This is a genomic window from Paenibacillus curdlanolyticus YK9 (assembly GCF_000179615.1).
Taxonomy (GTDB): Bacteria; Bacillota; Bacilli; order Paenibacillales; family Paenibacillaceae; genus Paenibacillus_T; species Paenibacillus_T curdlanolyticus.
In genome coordinates this window covers 649,603-665,482 of record NZ_AEDD01000001.1, presented here as the reverse complement: position 1 = coordinate 665,482, position 15,880 = coordinate 649,603, and the positions used below count along the sequence as shown (strand labels likewise).

The window sequence follows — 15,880 nt, the reverse complement described above, 5'->3', positions numbered from 1 at the left end:
GTTATGTTATAAAGACAACAGGACGCCGGGAGCCGCCGTTCATTCATCTATTAGTCGTTCTGATCAGCGATGTATTCAGCAATTTGAACGGCGTTCTTGCAGCGCCCCTCAGCTAGTTATCAGAAACGAGGTAATTAATCCATTAATTATATTGGTAACGCTCTATGAGCATCGGCTGGAGCTGCTGCCCTCGAAGCGCTGCATCACAAGCCTCGACTACAAGGTCCATGCGAGCAACGAGCGAATTCGGCTTCTGCTCTGGATTATCTTGACCAAAAGGAACGAAATAGATGTTCTTCGCTACGAGCAGCTTTGCAATGTTGGCAGCATTCAGGCCAAGTCCATCATTCGTTGAAATGGCTAAAACCAAAGGCCTGCCGTTGCGCATCTGTGCTTTGGCTGCCATAAGTACAGCGCTATCCGTCAACGCATTCGCCAATCGGCTTGTCGTATTGCCGGTACAAGGCGCAATCAGCAAAACATCATTCAGCTTCGACGGTCCTAGCGGTTCTGCCTGAACGATCGTCGAAATGATGTCGTTGCCCGTAATCCGTTTCAGTTCCGATTGCCAATGTTCCGATGTGCCAAAACGGGTATCCGTCGTCATCAGCGTATGTGATGCAATCGGTACAACATTAGCTCCAAGATCAACAAACCGTTGAACATGAGGCATAACCTCAGCAAAGGTGCAATGCGACCCCGTTAAAGCATATCCGACCGTTTTCCCCGACCAATTCATGGCCTCTCCCCCCATAGCTTCGCATTGTCCATAATAAGCTGACATAAGCAATCCGCTATGATTCGTCCAGCCGTCTTCGGCGCGACAATACCTGGGAGACCAGGAGCCAGCATCGCCTTCATACCTCGTTTCTCAGCGAACCTAAAATCGGTGCCGCCAGGCTTCGAGGCAAGGTCGATAATGACCGCCCTAGAGGGCAAATTCGCGATAATTTGCGCTGTGACTATCATAGTCGGAATTGTATTAAAAAGCAAGTCAATGTTGCCAACCTCATGCAGCAAACGGTCGATGTAAAAAGGCGTTACGCCCATCTCCCACGCCCTTGCAAAGTGCTCCTGCCGGCGAACGCCAACCTTTACTTTTGCACCCAATCCTTGCAACGTACGCGCTAAAGTAAGCCCTGTTCTGCCGATGCCAAGAACCATGCAAGTAGACCCGTGGATCGTTATATCCGTGTTCTGGATCGCCATCATAATGGCGCCTTCAGCAGTCGGAATGGAATTGTAAATCGCGACATCGTCGCGCTCGAATAGCTCCATCAGCCCGATACCATGCTTCGCACATAATTGGACCAAATAGGACTTCGCCATCCCTGCATATACCGTGGCATGCTTTGGCAGCCTTGCAATTTGCGCTTCCGTCAATCTCAATTCACGATCACTGAATACAGCGGTAATGAGACCATTGTCATCAGTCCCAACAGCTGGCAGCAGCAAAGCATCGGCTGAATCGAACAACTCATCGCGCAGCTCTGCATGGATCGCCCCATCCAGAGGCGTATGCAAACCTTCGAAGCCGACGACTGTGACCGAAGCGTCAAGTTCCGTCAGCTTCCGAATCACTTCTAATTGCCGGGCGTCGCCGCCGATCAGCAGCACCTGAACGCCGGTGAGCATGAAGGCTTCACTCCTTTCTGCGCTCGTAAGATATAAATCATCGTATGCGTCCGCCTATGTGGGGGTGCGTGAGGAAGCTGCTGTTATAGATATAAAAAAAGAGACCGGTTTTATCCGGTCTCTCAGGCTGTCGAGAAAGTCTCGGCAGCCTTTCTTATGTGCATGTAATTTAACACGACACCGCGTTAATATAGTATAATAGTGGTAATAACTATGAACGGATGGTGTCGCATGCTGCGTTCTAATCGAGATAAACAACAAAACTATGAGTTAGTCTCCATTGAAGATTTAGTTCCCGCTGATCATATGCTCCGCAAGATCGATAAGTATATCGACTTTTCTTTCATCGATGAGAAAGTACGCCACCTTTACTGCCAAGATAACGGGCGTCCAGCCATCGACCCCCTCGTGCTGTTCAAGATGATTTTTCTGGGTTACTTCTATGGCATTCGTTCGGAACGTCAATTGGAACGCGAAGTTCAAACCAACCTCGCCTACCGTTGGTTTCTTGGGCTTGGACTAACTGATCGAGTCCCTGATCACACGACGATTAGCTGGAACCGGCGAACCCGGTTCAAAGATACGTCTGTGTTCCAAGATATTTTTGATGAGATTGTACTTCAGGCTGTGTCACATCGAATGATTGGCGGACGTGTCCTGATCTCCGATTCAACTCATGTAAAGGCTAATGCGAATAAACATAAATACACGAAAGAGCAAGTGCAACAGAACACGCGGGATTACGTGGATGAACTGAATGCGGCGGTAGAAGCAGACCGTAAATCGCAAGGAAAAAAGCACTAAAACCACGGGAGGAGGTGACGGAAGACAAGGAAGTGAAGGTTAGCACGACTGATCCGGACAGCGGATATATGTACCGAGAAGGTAAGCCGGAAGGCTTCTTCTACTTGGATCATCGCACAGTTGATGTGAAGTACAACCTAGTTACCGATGTTTTCGTCACCGCCGGCAATGTCCATGATTCCGTACCGTATCTTTCTCGTTTAGACCGTCAACGTCAGCGTTTTGGGTTTACAGTAGAGGCAGTTGCATTGGATTCCGGCTATTTGACGACTCCGATTTGCAAAGGATTAGAGAAACGTAAAATCTTTGGTGTCATTGCACATCGACGATTCCATCCCACACAAGGCTTACATCCAAAATGGAAGTTTATCTATGATGCAGAACGTAATTTGTATGTTTGTCCGCAGCAGCAAGAACTGTCATACCGAACAACCGATCGACATGGCTACCGGCATTATGCGTCGGATCCAAAACAATGTGAAACATGTCCGATGCTGGAGCAGTGTACACGTTCCGCTACCAAACGCAAAGTGATCACCAGACATATTTGGGAAGACAGTAAAGAACAAGTGCGATTAAACCGCCTCAGTAAGTCGGGCAAAAGGCTCTACAAAAAGAGAAAAGAAACGATTGAGCGAAGCTTCGCGGATGCTAAACAGCTCCACGGGTTTCGCTATTGCCGTTTGCGGGGGTTAAAAAACGTGATGGAACAAGCGTTGATGACCGCTGCGGTGCAGAACATGAAAAAGATTGCCCTCCACCTCGAAAGGAGGGCGTAAGGCGTTAAACCACCCTTTTTGCCTTTAAATACAGCCTCGATAAAACAAAGAGAAACCCAGCGTTTTGAAAAAACGTGGGTTTCTCTACAATCTGAGAGACCGGTTTTATCCGGTCTCTGCTCGTACTTGTACGAATATCATAAAAAGTTCAGAATTAAACGCCCGTATGTCCGAATCCGCCTTCGCCTCGTACGGTATCTGGCAGTTCATCGCATTCAGCGATGGAAACAGCCGGCACAACTTGAAATACCATTTGGGCGATGCGTTCCCCGCGCGTAATGGCAAACGGCTCTTGGCCCAAATTAACGAGAAGCACCTTTACTTCTCCCCGATAATCGGCATCAATCGTTCCCGGCGAATTCAAGCATGTAATGCCATGCTTATAGGCAAGGCCGCTTCTTGGGCGGATTTGCGCTTCCAGCTCGCCTGGCATTGCCATCGCAAAGCCTGCGGGAATTAATTTACGTTCGCCTGGGGCGAGAATGACTGGCTCTTGCACTGCTGCATGCAGATCAAATCCGGCTGCCAGCTCAGACATTTTTTGAGGAAGATTCACATCTTCATTGCCAGCCAGCCGCTTAAATAGTACCTGGTACAAACTGATCCCTCCTGAGTTTGGCTGCCGCTTTATCGTTCGTGCCGACGACGGCCACAGAGAACGGAACATTCAGCATTCGTTTCGTCATATTGACGATATCATTCATCGAAACCTCATCGATGCGATCAAGCATTTCATCCAACGTATAATGTCTGCCCAGCATAAGCTCGTTCTTGCCATTGCGGTTCATTCGACTGCTCGTGCTCTCCAGGCTTAAAATCAAGCTGCCCTTGAGCTGCTCTTTGCCTCGATGCAGCTCCGCATCCGTCAAGCCGTTGGCGGCAAGCTCGCCTAACAGCTCCATCGTTATATCAAGCACCTCTGTCGTTTGTTTCGGCGCGGTGCCCGCATAGATCGTAAATAAACCGCTGTCTGCAAACGAGGTATGGTAGGAATATACGGAATAAGCTAATCCGCGTTTTTCCCGAATTTCCTGGAACAGTCTTGAGCTCATTCCGCCGCCGAGCGCGTTATTGAGCAGAACCATCGCATACAAATTCGGGTCTGCAATCGAGCAGCCTGGGAACGACAGGCAAATATGATTTTGCTCCGTTTGCTTTTGATGGAACACATAATCGCCTCTGAACGTTGGCGTGCTGAGAACCGGTTCCGTTCCATGATTGGCAAACGCCCCAAAGTGCTGCTCAAGCAAAACGAGCAGACTCTGCTCTTCGATGTTGCCAGCCACGCTGATGACAACATTGTCAATGCGATACTGATTGCGCATATAAGTACGCAGATCATCCCCGGTCATCGCTGTCAAGCGGTCCTCAAGACCTAGAATGGAATAAGCAAGCGGATGATCACCGTATGCGGCACGGGACGCTTCGTCATGGACCTTATCGTCAGGCGTATCCTCATACATGGCGATTTCTTCTAAAATAACGTTCTTTTCTTTAGCGAGCTCATCCGCATCGAATTTCGATTCGAAAAACATGTCGGCTAATGCATCTACAGCGATCGGTAGATGCTGATCGAGCACCTTGGCAAAGTAGCACGTGTACTCTTTGGACGTAAAAGCATTCACATTGCCGCCGATACCGTCGAACAGATCCGCAATATCTTTAGCCGTATGGCGCTCTGTTCCTTTAAAGAGCATATGCTCGATGAAATGGGACACCCCGTTATCCTGCTCATTCTCATGGCGAGATCCGGTTTTGACCCAAATGCCGAATGATACCGATCTGCATGTCGGAATCGGCTCTACGACGACGCGCAAGCCGTTGCTCAACGTATATTTTTTCACTCGGAGTCCTCCTTCGTTTTGACGGAACTAGACGTTGTACACACGAGGAGCAGCAGTCTGGCCGTTTGTTGAATAGTACCACTATAACAAAATAAGTGAGGGCGCTCAACCGTTCGCATCGATCCGATCGGAGGACAATGTCTGGCTCACCGTTCCGATCTGGTACCCTTTTGCTTGAACCAACTTAATCATATCCGCTAAAGCATCACGCGATGACGCCGTTGGATGCATCAGAATTAAAGCGCCCGGCTCCAGCTTCGAGCGAATCCGGGCGACAATCGTCGAAGGCGCCGGTTTGCGCCAATCGATCGTATCGATCGTCCACAAAACCGTCCTTAAACCTTGGCTGTAGGCGACTTTGACCGTACCTGCGTTAAAATCGCCCGAAGGCGGCGCGAACCAGCGGTTCTTAACGCCTAGCGTCGATTTCAGCAGCGCTTCCGTTTTCGTGATCTGCTGATACTGTGCATCTCGGCTCAAATGACTCATCATCGGATGACTATATGCGTGATTAGACATTTCATGCCCATGCGATTGAATTTCCTTCGCTAGCTCTGGGTTCCGCTTCAGCCAGCTTCCATCAAGAAAGAAAGTAGCTTTCACTTTATATTCGTCAAGCGTCTTAAGGATTGAGCCGATATACTCATTCCCCCAAGCGACATTAATCATAAAGGAGACCATTTTCTTATTCGGATTTCCACGATAAGTGGGTTCAACGCCAAGATCCTCGAGCCCCACCGCCGGCTTCACCTGTTTATAAATAAGCTGTAAGGGAGCGCCCTCCGCATTGCCCATATTAGCCTGATAGGTCCGACTTATATCAACCTCAAGCCCATTATAGCCCGGTATTGCTTTCCATACCCGATCTACGACAGCATCAATAGGAGCAATTCGACGCTTTGCCGCCTCCTCACGTATGGATGCCAATAATCGATCATTCTCGCTGGTGCCATAAGCAGCTTCAGCAGTAGCACTGCTTGATTTGATCGTAGTTATGTAATGGTTCATTGCGCCGTTTGCATTCGCCAGCATCAATACAGCGAGCATACAACCCGCCATTGCAATCGTTTTACCATACTTCATCCCCGCTCCCACCTTCCTATGCTTTCAATTTTATGAAAAGAAGGACGAGATTATGCGGTTGTCCGGACAAAGTAAAAAAGAGACAGATCAGATCTGACTCTTCAGGCTCATACGTATAAAAATGGTGCTGCGTGTGTCATTCGGCATAGCCGTTAACCGCACGCAGTTCCATTATTGTGCCGGCACTTCCGATTCCGGCGTCAGTACCGCTTTGCGCGAAAGATTAATACGTCCCTGTTGATCAATCTCCGTTACTTTCACCGTAATTTGATCCCCGATTTTGAGAACATCTTCGATCTTGGCGATGCGTTCCGTCGATACTTGGGAAATGTGAACCAAGCCGTCTTTATTTGGCAAAATTTCAACGAATGCGCCGAATTTCTCGATCCGTTTTACCGTTCCCAGATAAATCTCGCCAACGACAACTTCTTTCACGATGCCTTCGATAATCGCACGGGCCTTTTGGTTCATCTCTTCATTGGATGAAGCGATGTATACCATACCATCCTGCTCGATGTCGATTTTGACGCCTGTTTCTTCGATGATTTTGTTAATAATTTTGCCGCCTGCACCGATAACATCACGGATTTTATCCGGATTGATGCGAAGCGTCATAATTTTAGGTGCATATTTCGAAAGGTTTTTGCGCGGCTCGCCCATGACTTCAAGCATTTTGCCGAGGATGTGCATACGACCTTCTTTTGCCTGCTCCAAAGCTTGTGTCAAAATCGCACGGTCGATGCCTTCGATTTTGATATCCATTTGAATGGCAGTCACGCCTTCAGCGGTACCGGCAACTTTAAAGTCCATATCGCCGAGGTGGTCTTCCATGCCTTGGATATCGGACAAAATGGAGAAATGCTCACCGTCTTTAATGAGACCCATTGCAATACCCGCTACTGGCGCTTTGATCGGAACGCCTGCATCCATCATTGCGAGCGTGCTCGCGCAAATGCTTGCTTGTGAAGTCGAACCGTTGGACTCCAGGCACTCGGACACAAGACGAATGGTATATGGGAACTCCGATTCAGGCGGAATCACTTTAGACAATGCACGCTCGCCGAGCGCACCATGTCCGATTTCACGGCGGCCTGGAGGGCGCAGCGGACGCGCTTCGCCTACCGAGAACGGCGGGAAGTTGTAGTGATGCATGAAACGTTTGGACTCTTCAGGCGAAATGCCATCCAAGATTTGCACATCGCCGAGCGCGCCAAGCGTACAAATGCTAAGTGCTTGCGTTTGCCCACGTGTGAACAAGCCGGAACCATGCGTACGCGGAAGCAGTGCAACGTCGCAATCAATCGGACGAATCTCATTCAATCCGCGACCGTCTGGACGAACCTTGTCATGCGTAATGAGACGACGTACTTCTTCTTTGACGATGTCGTACAATACCTCTTTGACGTCATCCATCAGTTCAGGCGTCTCTGCATAAATTTCATTGAAATGAGCAACCGTCTCCACGTTGATCGCGTCAATCGCATCTTGGCGTGCATGCTTCTCTGCAATGCGAATCGCTTGCGTCAAGCGTTCCGATGCATAAGCGCGAACGTCAGCGTTTACTTGCTCGTCAACGGCATGCAGCTTCACTTCCATCTTCGTCTTGCCCGCGATCGATTGGAATTCTTCGATTGACTTCACAATGTTCTTGATTTCGTCATGTCCGAACATAATCGCTTCGAGCATCACGCTCTCAGGAACTTCATCCGCTTCAGCCTCAACCATCATAATCGCGTCTTTCGTACCTGCAACGACAACGAAGATGTCGCTCTGGGCTTCTTGCTCAACGGTTGGGTTGATTACGAATTGGCCGTCAATACGTCCTACAACAACGCCGCCAATCGGGCCATTGAATGGAACATCCGAGATGGACAACGCAGCGGAAGTACCAATCATTGCCGCGATTTCAGGCGAGCAGTCTTGGTCCACGCTCATGACGAGGTTCACGATTTGAACATCGTTGCGGAAGCCATCCGGGAATAAAGGGCGAATCGGACGGTCCGTAAGACGGCTCGACAAAATTGCTTTTTCGCTTGGGCGACCTTCGCGTTTAATAAACCCGCCTGGAATTTTACCGACTGCATACAGCTTTTCTTCATAGTTCACAGTCAACGGGAAGAAATCCAGATCTTTCGGCTCCGAAGAAGCCGTTACCGTACAGAGAACGACCGTCTCGCCATATCGTACAGTTACAGCTGCGTTCGCTTGCTTCGCCAAACGTCCTGTTTCGAGCACGAGCGGACGACCGCCTAGTGTCAATTCCACTTTTTGCAACATCGTATCCCTCCTGTCAAACTTCATTATTGTAGCTTTCATGGAAAATCATGCTGAATTCTGTATCATTACAAAAAGCAACCCGTCGCTGTCCGCCCGTGTGACGGGCCGATAGTGGACCAGGTTGCTTTTCCCCATGCTTATCGGCGAAGGCCGAGTTTTTCGATCAATGCGCTGTAACGTTTAACGTCGTTGTTTTTCAGGTATGCCAGCAGTTTACGACGCTGACCAACCATTTTGAGCAAACCGCGGCGCGAGTGGTGGTCTTTCTTGTGCGTCCGCAAGTGGTTCGTCAAGTTCACGATGTTCTCCGTAAGGATAGCGACTTGAACTTCAGGTGACCCAGTATCGCTCGCGTGTTTCTTGTGCGTGTCGATGATTTCATGTTTACGCTCTTGTGTGATTGCCATCCGATGTTCACCTCCTAATCTAATAATCGCCATCAGCCTCGTAGCCGCCGGTGAGAGCGAGCAACCAAGCTGAGGTTCAATTGCTGCTGTCATGGACAAACGCCATAACTAACAACGTCATTCAGTATAGCACAAGTGCTAGTCCTATGTAAACTGAACACCTTCTACTTATGAAGACCAATGCTAGACTGGCCGTTTGGTCGAAGAAAGCGCCGCTTCATCGGCTTGTATGAGTCGGTCTCTGGCTTCATCGCGATCACGGCCAATCTGGGCAATGAGCTCGTCGATGGAATCGAACTTGCGTTCTGCCCGTAGAAATGTATGGAATCGAACAGTCATGGTTTGGTCATATAGGTCGCCAGAAAAATCGAACAAATGGACCTCCATGACAGGCGCTGTCTCGCCATCCTTGAAGGTTGGCTTCATTCCATGATTCATTACCGCAGGATAGGTTACGCCACCTACCTCAGCAAATACGGCATATACGCCGAGTCGCGGCGTTACATAAGGCGCAGTCAAGCCGATGTTCGCTGTCGGGAAGCCGATCGTGCGCCCACGAGCATGTCCGTGCACGACCGTTCCATTTACTTCATACGGTCGGCCAAGCAAATACTTCGCAAGCTCCGCATCACCCTCGCCCAGTGCTTCTCTCACATAGGTGCTGCTCACCTTCTTACCATTCAACAGTAGAGGTTCAACAACCTCCGTCGTTATGTTCAGCTCGCTGCCGAGCGATGTCAGCATGCCAGCATCTCCTGCACCACGATGCCCGAAATGAAAGTCGAAGCCAATTACGGCATGTCGAACACCAAGAGGGACGAGTACGTCCGATACAAACCGCTCAGGCGAAACATTCGCGAAATCCTGATCGAATTTCATAACAAACGTGTAATCGACGCCGAGCTCAGCGAATCGCTCCAGCTTTGCATCGAGCGGTGTCAAGCAGCTGACATATTGGTCGCCGTGCGATAGCACATCTTTGGGATGAGGATGAAATGTCAAGACGGCTGACTTCCGCTGCTGATTTCCAGCTGCTTCAACTGCACGTCGAATCACATCCTGATGTCCTTTGTGCACGCCGTCAAAATGTCCGATCGCAATCGAAAGCTCCTCACCCGCGTCCGTGACAGTGGTCATGTTCAACGGATATCCAATGGGAATCAATTTCATAGACCTAACACCCGCATTCCACTCATTTTCCAAAACTAATTTAATTGAATACTTTGATCGGCTTAAGCAGGTTCAACGCTCGATCCCACTCGAATACGCCTAGAAAACGCCCATCCTCATCGTATAACCGGACGGGTTCGTCAGGCAGCGCTTCGGTCAAGCCGGTTACCCGATGAGCGGGAAGCTTGCGCCCCTGCAATGCAACGACAGCGGATTGACGATCCGTAACAAGCTTGGTCATATGCGTGAGCGCAGCATCTGAAGGAAGCAATTGCGCCTGCAGCTGGCCTTCTTGCTGCAGAGCAGCTATTTGTTCAATCGTGAAGCAATGCTCTCGCGTCAAACCGCCAGACATTGTACGCGTTAATTCCGCCATTGTTGCGGGTACGTTAAGCCGTTTACCAATGTCCACGCAAAGCGTTCGAATATAGGTACCCTTGGAGCATTCGACATCAAAACGGATACGTGGCCGGCGCTCGTCCTGAACGAATTCCAGCAGACGAATTTGATAAATTTGCACCTTGCGCGATTTCCGTTCAACGGTTACGCCTTCGCGTGCCAGCTCATACAAACGTTTGCCGTCTACCTTCAACGCGGAATACATGGGGGGCACTTGGTCGATCTCGCCGATAAAAGCAGCAAGCGCAGCTGCTACTTCCTCGCGCGTGACAGATACCGAGTCCACTTCCTCAACCGTCGTGCCCGTCATATCTTCCGTGTCTGTCGCAATGCCTAGCTGAAGCACGGCTTCATAAGCTTTCGGCCGTTCTTGCAAATATTCGACGACTCGCGTTGCGCGTCCGATACAGAGCGGAAGAACGCCCGTCACTTGCGGATCGAGCGTGCCTGCATGTCCGATACGCTTAACGCGCGTTATTCCACGTACTTTGGCCACCACGTCATGACTCGTCCAACCTGCTGGCTTCCATACTGCCAAGATGCCATCCATTAACTGCTCAACGCCTTTCTAACGGCCTCAACAACGAATTCAACCGAGTCCTGGAGTGGACCGTCAAGACGGCAACCTGCTGCTCGCACATGTCCGCCGCCACCAAAGGATTGCGCGATCGCTGCCACATCTGCTCGCCCGGCGGAACGCAAACTCACTTTAACAGAGCCGTTCAGCATTTCTTTAAACAAAATGCCAACCTCTACCCCGTCAACATTGCGCGCGTAATTCACAAGACCTTCCAGATCCTCTGGCGCTGCACCGGTAGCCGCCAAGTCGTTCGCCTCTATGTATAACCAGCCAATCTTTGCGTCATTGGAGAACGAAAGCCGGTTCAACGCAAGCTGAAGCAGCTTAAGCTGCGGCATCGTCATTCGCTCGAGCAAATAATCAGCAATCCAATGGCCAGAGACGCCCAGTTGTAGAAGTTGAGATGCAATTTCCATTACGCGTGGTGTCGTGTTCGAATAGCGGAAGCCGCCCGTATCCGTCAATAAACCCGTATAAACAGCAGTAGCAACCGGTTCATCCAATTGGATTGCCGCTTGCTCGAGCATTTCATACAAGATTTCAACAGTTGCTGCAGCGAAAGGCAAAACGAGGTTAACGGAGCCAAATAAATCATTGGTCGGATGGTGGTCGATATTCAGCAGCTCGTAGCCCTCTGCAAAACAGTTCGCAACATCGCCAATACGTCTGAAATCAGCACAGTCCACGGCAATGATTCGTTGATAGGTACGTTCTGGTTTGTTGAGGCTATAATTAATAATCGAATTCGAAAGATGGAGAAAATGAAGCCGCGAAGGAGGTGCTCCTTCATTTATTAAAGTGTAACGTTTGCCAAGCTTATCCAACAGCCATCCAATGACGACAGTTGAACTAATGGCATCGCCATCCGGCTGTACGTGGGAGACGACTAAGAAGTCGTCTCCTTCACGTATAAATGCCAACGCTTGTTCAAGCTGGTGAGCGATCGGCACGTAAACCGTATGGCCGGTCATAGCGAACTCTCTCCGCTATTAATTTGTTCCAGCAATGCTTCAATTCTGCTGCCATATGCAATGCTCGCATCGAATTTAAACAAGAGCACTGGCGTATGGCGAAGACGCATTCGCTTGCCCAGTTCAGAGCGGATAAAGCCTGTTCCCCTTGCGATCGCTTTGAGCGTTTCTTCCTTCTGCTCATCGCTGCCTAGCACGCTTAGGTACACTTTCGCTTGTGACAAATCGTTCGTTACATCAACGCCGGTAACGGTAATAAACCCGATGCGCGGATCTTTTAATTCCGTCTGGATAATTTGGCTCAGCTCTTTCTTAATTTGCTCGCCGACCCGTCCCACTCGGACTTTTGCCATTACGCGATCACCTCTCTACCTTTTCCATGACGAAGGCTTCGACGATGTCCCCTTCTTGGATGTCATTAAACTTGTCAAGCGTAATGCCGCACTCATAGCCTTGTGCCACATCTTTAGCATCATCCTTGTAGCGTTTCAGCGAGTCGATTTTGCCCGTGAACAAGACGATGCCGCCGCGAATAAGGCGCGCTTCTGCCGAACGCGTGATTTTGCCGTCCGTTACCATACAACCAGCGATCGTGCCGACCTTGGTTACTTTGAACAGGTTGCGAACTTCTGCATGACCAATAACAACTTCCTTGAACACCGGATCTAGCATGCCCTTCATCGCGTGTTCAATCTCATCAATGACGTTGTAAATAATGTTATGGAGACGAACATCAACCTTCTCCTGCTCCGCAGCTGCACTAGCTTGCGGCTCTGGGCGAACGTTAAAGCCGATTACGATTGCATTGGATGCCGATGCCAAGTTAACGTCGGACTCCGTTACAGCGCCAGCACCGCTATGGATGACGCGAACGCGAACGCCTTCGATGTCAATTTTTGCAAGTGCGCCTTTGAGTGCTTCAACCGAACCTTGTACGTCACCTTTGATGATGACATTCAGATCCTTGATCTCGCCCTCTTTGATATGCTTGTAAAGATCGTCCAGCGTGACGCGGCTAGTCGTCGTAAGCTCGGATTGACGCGCTTTCGTTGCACGCGTTTCGGCAATTTGACGTGCTTTGCGCTCGTCTTCAAATGCCAGGAATGGATCGCCTGCAAGCGGAACTTCCGTCAAGCCCGTAATTTCGACAGGAGTCGATGGACCCGCTTCTTTCAGACGGCGGCCTTTATCGTTGACCATTGCGCGAACGCGGCCAAAGCTGTTGCCTGCTATGAAAGCATCGCCGACTTTCAGTGTACCATGCTGTACGAGAACCCGTGCAACTGGACCTTTACCTTTGTCGAGCTCGGCTTCGAGAACCGTACCGCGAGCGCGTTTGTTCGGGTTCGCTTTGTAGTCGTTCACTTCCGCAACGAGCAAGATCATTTCAAGCAAACCTTCCAGGTTAATGCGCTGCTTCGCCGACAGGTTAACGAAGATCGTATCTCCGCCCCACTCTTCCGGTACGAGGCCGTATTCGGTCAACTCTTGCTTGATTTTATCTGGATTCGCGCCTTCTTTATCGATTTTGTTGACTGCAACGATGATCGGTACGCCAGCGGCTTTCGCATGGTTAACCGCTTCTACTGTTTGTGGCATAACGCCGTCGTCAGCAGCAACTACGATAATGGTAATGTCCGTTACTTGAGCACCACGGGCACGCATGAGCGTAAACGCTTCGTGGCCTGGGGTATCAAGGAACGTAATTTTCTTATGGTTAACTTCGACTTGGTAAGCGCCGATATGCTGCGTGATGCCGCCAGCTTCGCCGCCTGTTACGTTCGATTGACGAATCGCATCAAGCAACGTCGTTTTACCATGGTCAACGTGACCCATGATCGTTACGACAGCTGGACGTGCTTCCAGTTCAGACTCATCGTCGTTCTCTTCCACCGTCTCGAATTGATCCTCTTCGACGCGGATCTTGATCTCTACTTCTTCAACACCCAGCTCCGTAGCGATCAATTGAATCGTATCCAAATCAACCTCTTGGTTGATCGTTGCCATAACGCCCATGAAGATCAGCTTCTTGATAACTTCCGAAGCATCCTTATGAAGAAGCTTCGCAAGTTCGCCAACCGTCATAGTACCGCGAACGATAATTTTCTTCGGCGTGTTGTCAATTTTCTCACGATGAACTTGCGGCACGCTGCCACGGCCGTTTCTGCCGCCTTTGCCACCGCGCGCGTTGCCGCCGCGGAAGTTGCCGCCTTTGCCATCGTCAAAACGTCTGCTGCCATTGTTGTTATTGCCGCCTGGCTTCGTCTTTCTCGATGCCCAGTTGTTGCCGCTGTTATCCGACGGGCGTGCGCCTTGGCCGGAACGTGAGTCCGTCGCTCTGCTCGTACCGCTAGGCGCTCCAGTGCGAGGAGCAGAACCTTGGGAACCGCCACCGCCAAATCCGCCTGGACGTCCGCCGCCTTGACCTGGAGGACGGCTTCCGCCTTGGCCTCCTTGACCGCCACGGTATCCGCCGCCGCCTTGACCGCCTTGGCCTGGAGGACGACTTCCGCCTTGGCCGCTTGGACCGCGGTATCCACCGCCGCCACCCTGTCCGCCTTGACCTGGAGGTCGGCTTCCGCCCTGTCCGCCGCCTTGGCCGCCACGGTATCCGCCGCCGCCTTGACCGCCTTGACCTGGAGGTCGGCTTCCGCCTTGACCGCCTTGACCGCGGTATCCGCCGCCGCCTTGACCGCCTTGGCCTGGAGGACGGCTTCCGCCCTGCCCGCCTTGGCCGCGGTATCCGCCGCCGCCTTGACCGCCTTGACCTGGACCTCGGCTTCCGCCCTGTCCGCCTTGACCGCCGCGGTATCCACCGCCGCCTTGACCTGATTGTTGCTGACGTGGAGCTTGCTGTGTCGGCTGTTGCGCCGAATTGCGCTGTTCTTCGCGCGGCTCTTGTTGATCGCCTTGTTGGTTGGATGTATTCGTAGTCGTTTTAATAGAATTCATAGTCCCCTGTCTATCCTGTATAAGATTTTTCGGTTCTGATGAAGGCTGAACCGCTGCCTGTTCAGAAGCCGCGCTTGGCTTGCGATGCTCCGGTTGACGCTGCGTTGCTGCAGACGAAACCGTCGCGCTTTCTGATGCTCGCTTCACTGCGGCACTCTGCTTAATATCACGAAAAAAACCTTCAACCTTGGAGACCATTTGGTTCTCCATGACACTCATATGATTGTTGACTGGCAAATCCAGCCGTTTCAAAATCGTAATGATTTCTTTACTGCTCATGTTGAGCGATTTGGCATATTCGTATACGCGAAGCTTATCTTTATTGTTATCTTTGCTGTCCGGTTGTTTTGTCAATATGGTCCACCTCCGAATATGAGGTCAACTGAGTGGCAATCATACGAGCAAAGCCAGCATCGGTTACTGCAATAAGCACCCGCGCTTCCTTGCCAATTGCCTTGCCCAGTTCCACTCGATCGAACGCTTCAGCCATTTTCACGTTGTAAAACCCGCATTTATCACGAAATTTTTTTTTCGTGTTGTCTGAAGCGTCCCCCGCAACGATGACTAGATGTGCTTTGCCTTGACGTATAGACTTTAATACCGTGTCGTCACCTGTAACGAGTTTACCAGCTCTCATTGCCATGCCAAGATGCGAAAATGCTTTACTCATCGTCTTCTGCACTCTCCTTGCCAGCAACGAATTCATCCTCGACAGCGATAAAATCCTGCTCCAGTTGGTCGTAGATAGCCGGCTCCACCTGCGCTTTCAACGCCCGATCGAATGACCTGCTCTTCTTGGCCAGCCGGAAGCAGCTGACTTGTCCGCACAGGTATGCGCCTCTGCCTGCTTTCTTCCCTGTCAAGTCAATAAGCACATCCCCATCCGGCGTCCTGACGACGCGAATGAGCTCTTTCTTTGCCTTCATTTCTTGACATGCTACACATTTGCGCAATGGCACCTTTCTCGGTCTCACCGTGC

At 50.6% G+C, this 15,880-nt stretch carries 15 protein-coding genes; 1 reads left to right on the top strand and 14 read right to left on the bottom strand.

From position 1 onward, the window contains the following. Nucleotides 1–142 precede the first annotated feature (142 nt). Both PAECUDRAFT_RS03125 and dpsA read right to left on the bottom strand, forming a co-directional pair. Nucleotides 143–739: a dipicolinate synthase subunit B gene (locus tag PAECUDRAFT_RS03125; RefSeq protein ID WP_006036642.1), complete on the bottom strand. Its 597-nt coding sequence runs from the start codon at nt 737–739 to the stop codon at nt 143–145. Continuing rightward, complete coding sequence (dpsA, locus tag PAECUDRAFT_RS03120; RefSeq protein WP_006036641.1) at nt 736–1,635, bottom strand: dipicolinate synthase subunit DpsA; 900 nt, start codon at nt 1,633–1,635, stop codon at nt 736–738. The genes PAECUDRAFT_RS03125 and dpsA overlap by 4 nt, the downstream gene beginning before the upstream one ends. Nucleotides 1,636–1,866: 231 nt before the next feature. Here dpsA and PAECUDRAFT_RS25155 point away from each other — a divergent pair. Next, a protein-coding gene (locus PAECUDRAFT_RS25155) for an IS1182 family transposase (RefSeq protein WP_085979454.1) occupies nt 1,867–3,218 on the top strand; the annotation gives its coding sequence in 2 pieces (ribosomal slippage) (nt 1,867–2,434 and nt 2,434–3,218; 1,353 coding nt in all). Nucleotides 3,219–3,372: 154 nt separating this feature from the next. On the opposite strand, the gene dut is transcribed toward PAECUDRAFT_RS25155, so the two are convergent. The 12 genes from dut to rnpM all read right to left on the bottom strand — a co-directional run bounded on the left by dut (nt 3,373) and on the right by rnpM (nt 15,875). Continuing rightward, nucleotides 3,373–3,816, bottom strand: a complete 444-nt coding sequence (gene dut / locus PAECUDRAFT_RS03105) for a dUTP diphosphatase (RefSeq protein WP_006036640.1) — start codon at nt 3,814–3,816, stop codon at nt 3,373–3,375. Further along, nucleotides 3,797–5,062, bottom strand: a complete 1,266-nt coding sequence (locus tag PAECUDRAFT_RS03100; protein WP_006036639.1) for a M16 family metallopeptidase — start codon at nt 5,060–5,062, stop codon at nt 3,797–3,799. The genes dut and PAECUDRAFT_RS03100 overlap by 20 nt, the downstream gene beginning before the upstream one ends. Nucleotides 5,063–5,167: 105 nt before the next feature. Further along, nucleotides 5,168–6,145: a polysaccharide deacetylase family protein gene (locus PAECUDRAFT_RS03095; RefSeq protein WP_006036638.1), complete on the bottom strand. Its 978-nt coding sequence runs from the start codon at nt 6,143–6,145 to the stop codon at nt 5,168–5,170. A gap of 171 nt (nt 6,146–6,316) precedes the next feature. Next, nucleotides 6,317–8,422: a polyribonucleotide nucleotidyltransferase gene (gene pnp, locus PAECUDRAFT_RS03090; protein ID WP_006036637.1), complete on the bottom strand. Its 2,106-nt coding sequence runs from the start codon at nt 8,420–8,422 to the stop codon at nt 6,317–6,319. A gap of 137 nt (nt 8,423–8,559) precedes the next feature. Next, nucleotides 8,560–8,829, bottom strand: a complete 270-nt coding sequence (gene rpsO, locus PAECUDRAFT_RS03085) for a 30S ribosomal protein S15 (protein WP_006036636.1) — start codon at nt 8,827–8,829, stop codon at nt 8,560–8,562. Between the two features lie 183 nt (nt 8,830–9,012). Further along, the gene (locus PAECUDRAFT_RS03080; protein ID WP_040711111.1) at nt 9,013–9,999 is read right to left on the bottom strand and encodes a bifunctional riboflavin kinase/FAD synthetase; all 987 of its coding nucleotides are present in this window, start codon (nt 9,997–9,999) and stop codon (nt 9,013–9,015) included. Between the two features lie 40 nt (nt 10,000–10,039). After that, nucleotides 10,040–10,948 carry a tRNA pseudouridine(55) synthase TruB gene (gene truB, locus PAECUDRAFT_RS03075; protein ID WP_006036634.1) on the bottom strand — a complete coding sequence of 303 codons (909 nt, stop codon included), beginning with the start codon at nt 10,946–10,948 and terminating at the stop codon, nt 10,040–10,042. Then, the gene (locus PAECUDRAFT_RS03070) at nt 10,948–11,949 is read right to left on the bottom strand and encodes a DHH family phosphoesterase (RefSeq protein WP_006036633.1); all 1,002 of its coding nucleotides are present in this window, start codon (nt 11,947–11,949) and stop codon (nt 10,948–10,950) included. The genes truB and PAECUDRAFT_RS03070 overlap by 1 nt, the downstream gene beginning before the upstream one ends. Continuing rightward, nucleotides 11,946–12,302: a 30S ribosome-binding factor RbfA gene (rbfA, locus tag PAECUDRAFT_RS03065; RefSeq protein ID WP_006036632.1), complete on the bottom strand. Its 357-nt coding sequence runs from the start codon at nt 12,300–12,302 to the stop codon at nt 11,946–11,948. The genes PAECUDRAFT_RS03070 and rbfA overlap by 4 nt, the downstream gene beginning before the upstream one ends. 7 nt (nt 12,303–12,309) lie before the next feature. After that, the gene (infB, locus tag PAECUDRAFT_RS03060; protein ID WP_006036631.1) at nt 12,310–15,255 is read right to left on the bottom strand and encodes a translation initiation factor IF-2; all 2,946 of its coding nucleotides are present in this window, start codon (nt 15,253–15,255) and stop codon (nt 12,310–12,312) included. Beyond that, nucleotides 15,227–15,571 (bottom strand): YlxQ family RNA-binding protein, encoded by a 345-nt coding sequence (locus PAECUDRAFT_RS03055; protein ID WP_006036630.1) that lies wholly within the window; start codon nt 15,569–15,571, stop codon nt 15,227–15,229. The genes infB and PAECUDRAFT_RS03055 overlap by 29 nt, the downstream gene beginning before the upstream one ends. Next, complete coding sequence (rnpM, locus tag PAECUDRAFT_RS03050; protein WP_006036629.1) at nt 15,564–15,875, bottom strand: RNase P modulator RnpM; 312 nt, start codon at nt 15,873–15,875, stop codon at nt 15,564–15,566. Before rnpM ends, PAECUDRAFT_RS03055 begins: the two co-directional genes overlap by 8 nt. Between the last annotated feature and the right edge of the window lie 5 nt (nt 15,876–15,880).

Coding starts and splice junctions, on each gene's coding strand:
- PAECUDRAFT_RS03125 (WP_006036642.1), bottom strand. CDS start 739: ATGAATTGGTCGGGGAAAACGGTCGGATATGCTTTAACGGGGTCGCAT.
- dpsA (WP_006036641.1), bottom strand. CDS start 1,635: ATGCTCACCGGCGTTCAGGTGCTGCTGATCGGCGGCGACGCCCGGCAA.
- PAECUDRAFT_RS03095 (WP_006036638.1), bottom strand. CDS start 6,145: ATGAAGTATGGTAAAACGATTGCAATGGCGGGTTGTATGCTCGCTGTA.
- pnp (WP_006036637.1), bottom strand. CDS start 8,422: ATGTTGCAAAAAGTGGAATTGACACTAGGCGGTCGTCCGCTCGTGCTC.
- rpsO (WP_006036636.1), bottom strand. CDS start 8,829: ATGGCAATCACACAAGAGCGTAAACATGAAATCATCGACACGCACAAG.
- PAECUDRAFT_RS03080 (WP_040711111.1), bottom strand. CDS start 9,999: ATGAAATTGATTCCCATTGGATATCCGTTGAACATGACCACTGTCACG.
- truB (WP_006036634.1), bottom strand. CDS start 10,948: ATGGATGGCATCTTGGCAGTATGGAAGCCAGCAGGTTGGACGAGTCAT.
- PAECUDRAFT_RS03070 (WP_006036633.1), bottom strand. CDS start 11,949: ATGACCGGCCATACGGTTTACGTGCCGATCGCTCACCAGCTTGAACAA.
- rbfA (WP_006036632.1), bottom strand. CDS start 12,302: ATGGCAAAAGTCCGAGTGGGACGGGTCGGCGAGCAAATTAAGAAAGAG.
- PAECUDRAFT_RS03055 (WP_006036630.1), bottom strand. CDS start 15,571: ATGAGTAAAGCATTTTCGCATCTTGGCATGGCAATGAGAGCTGGTAAA.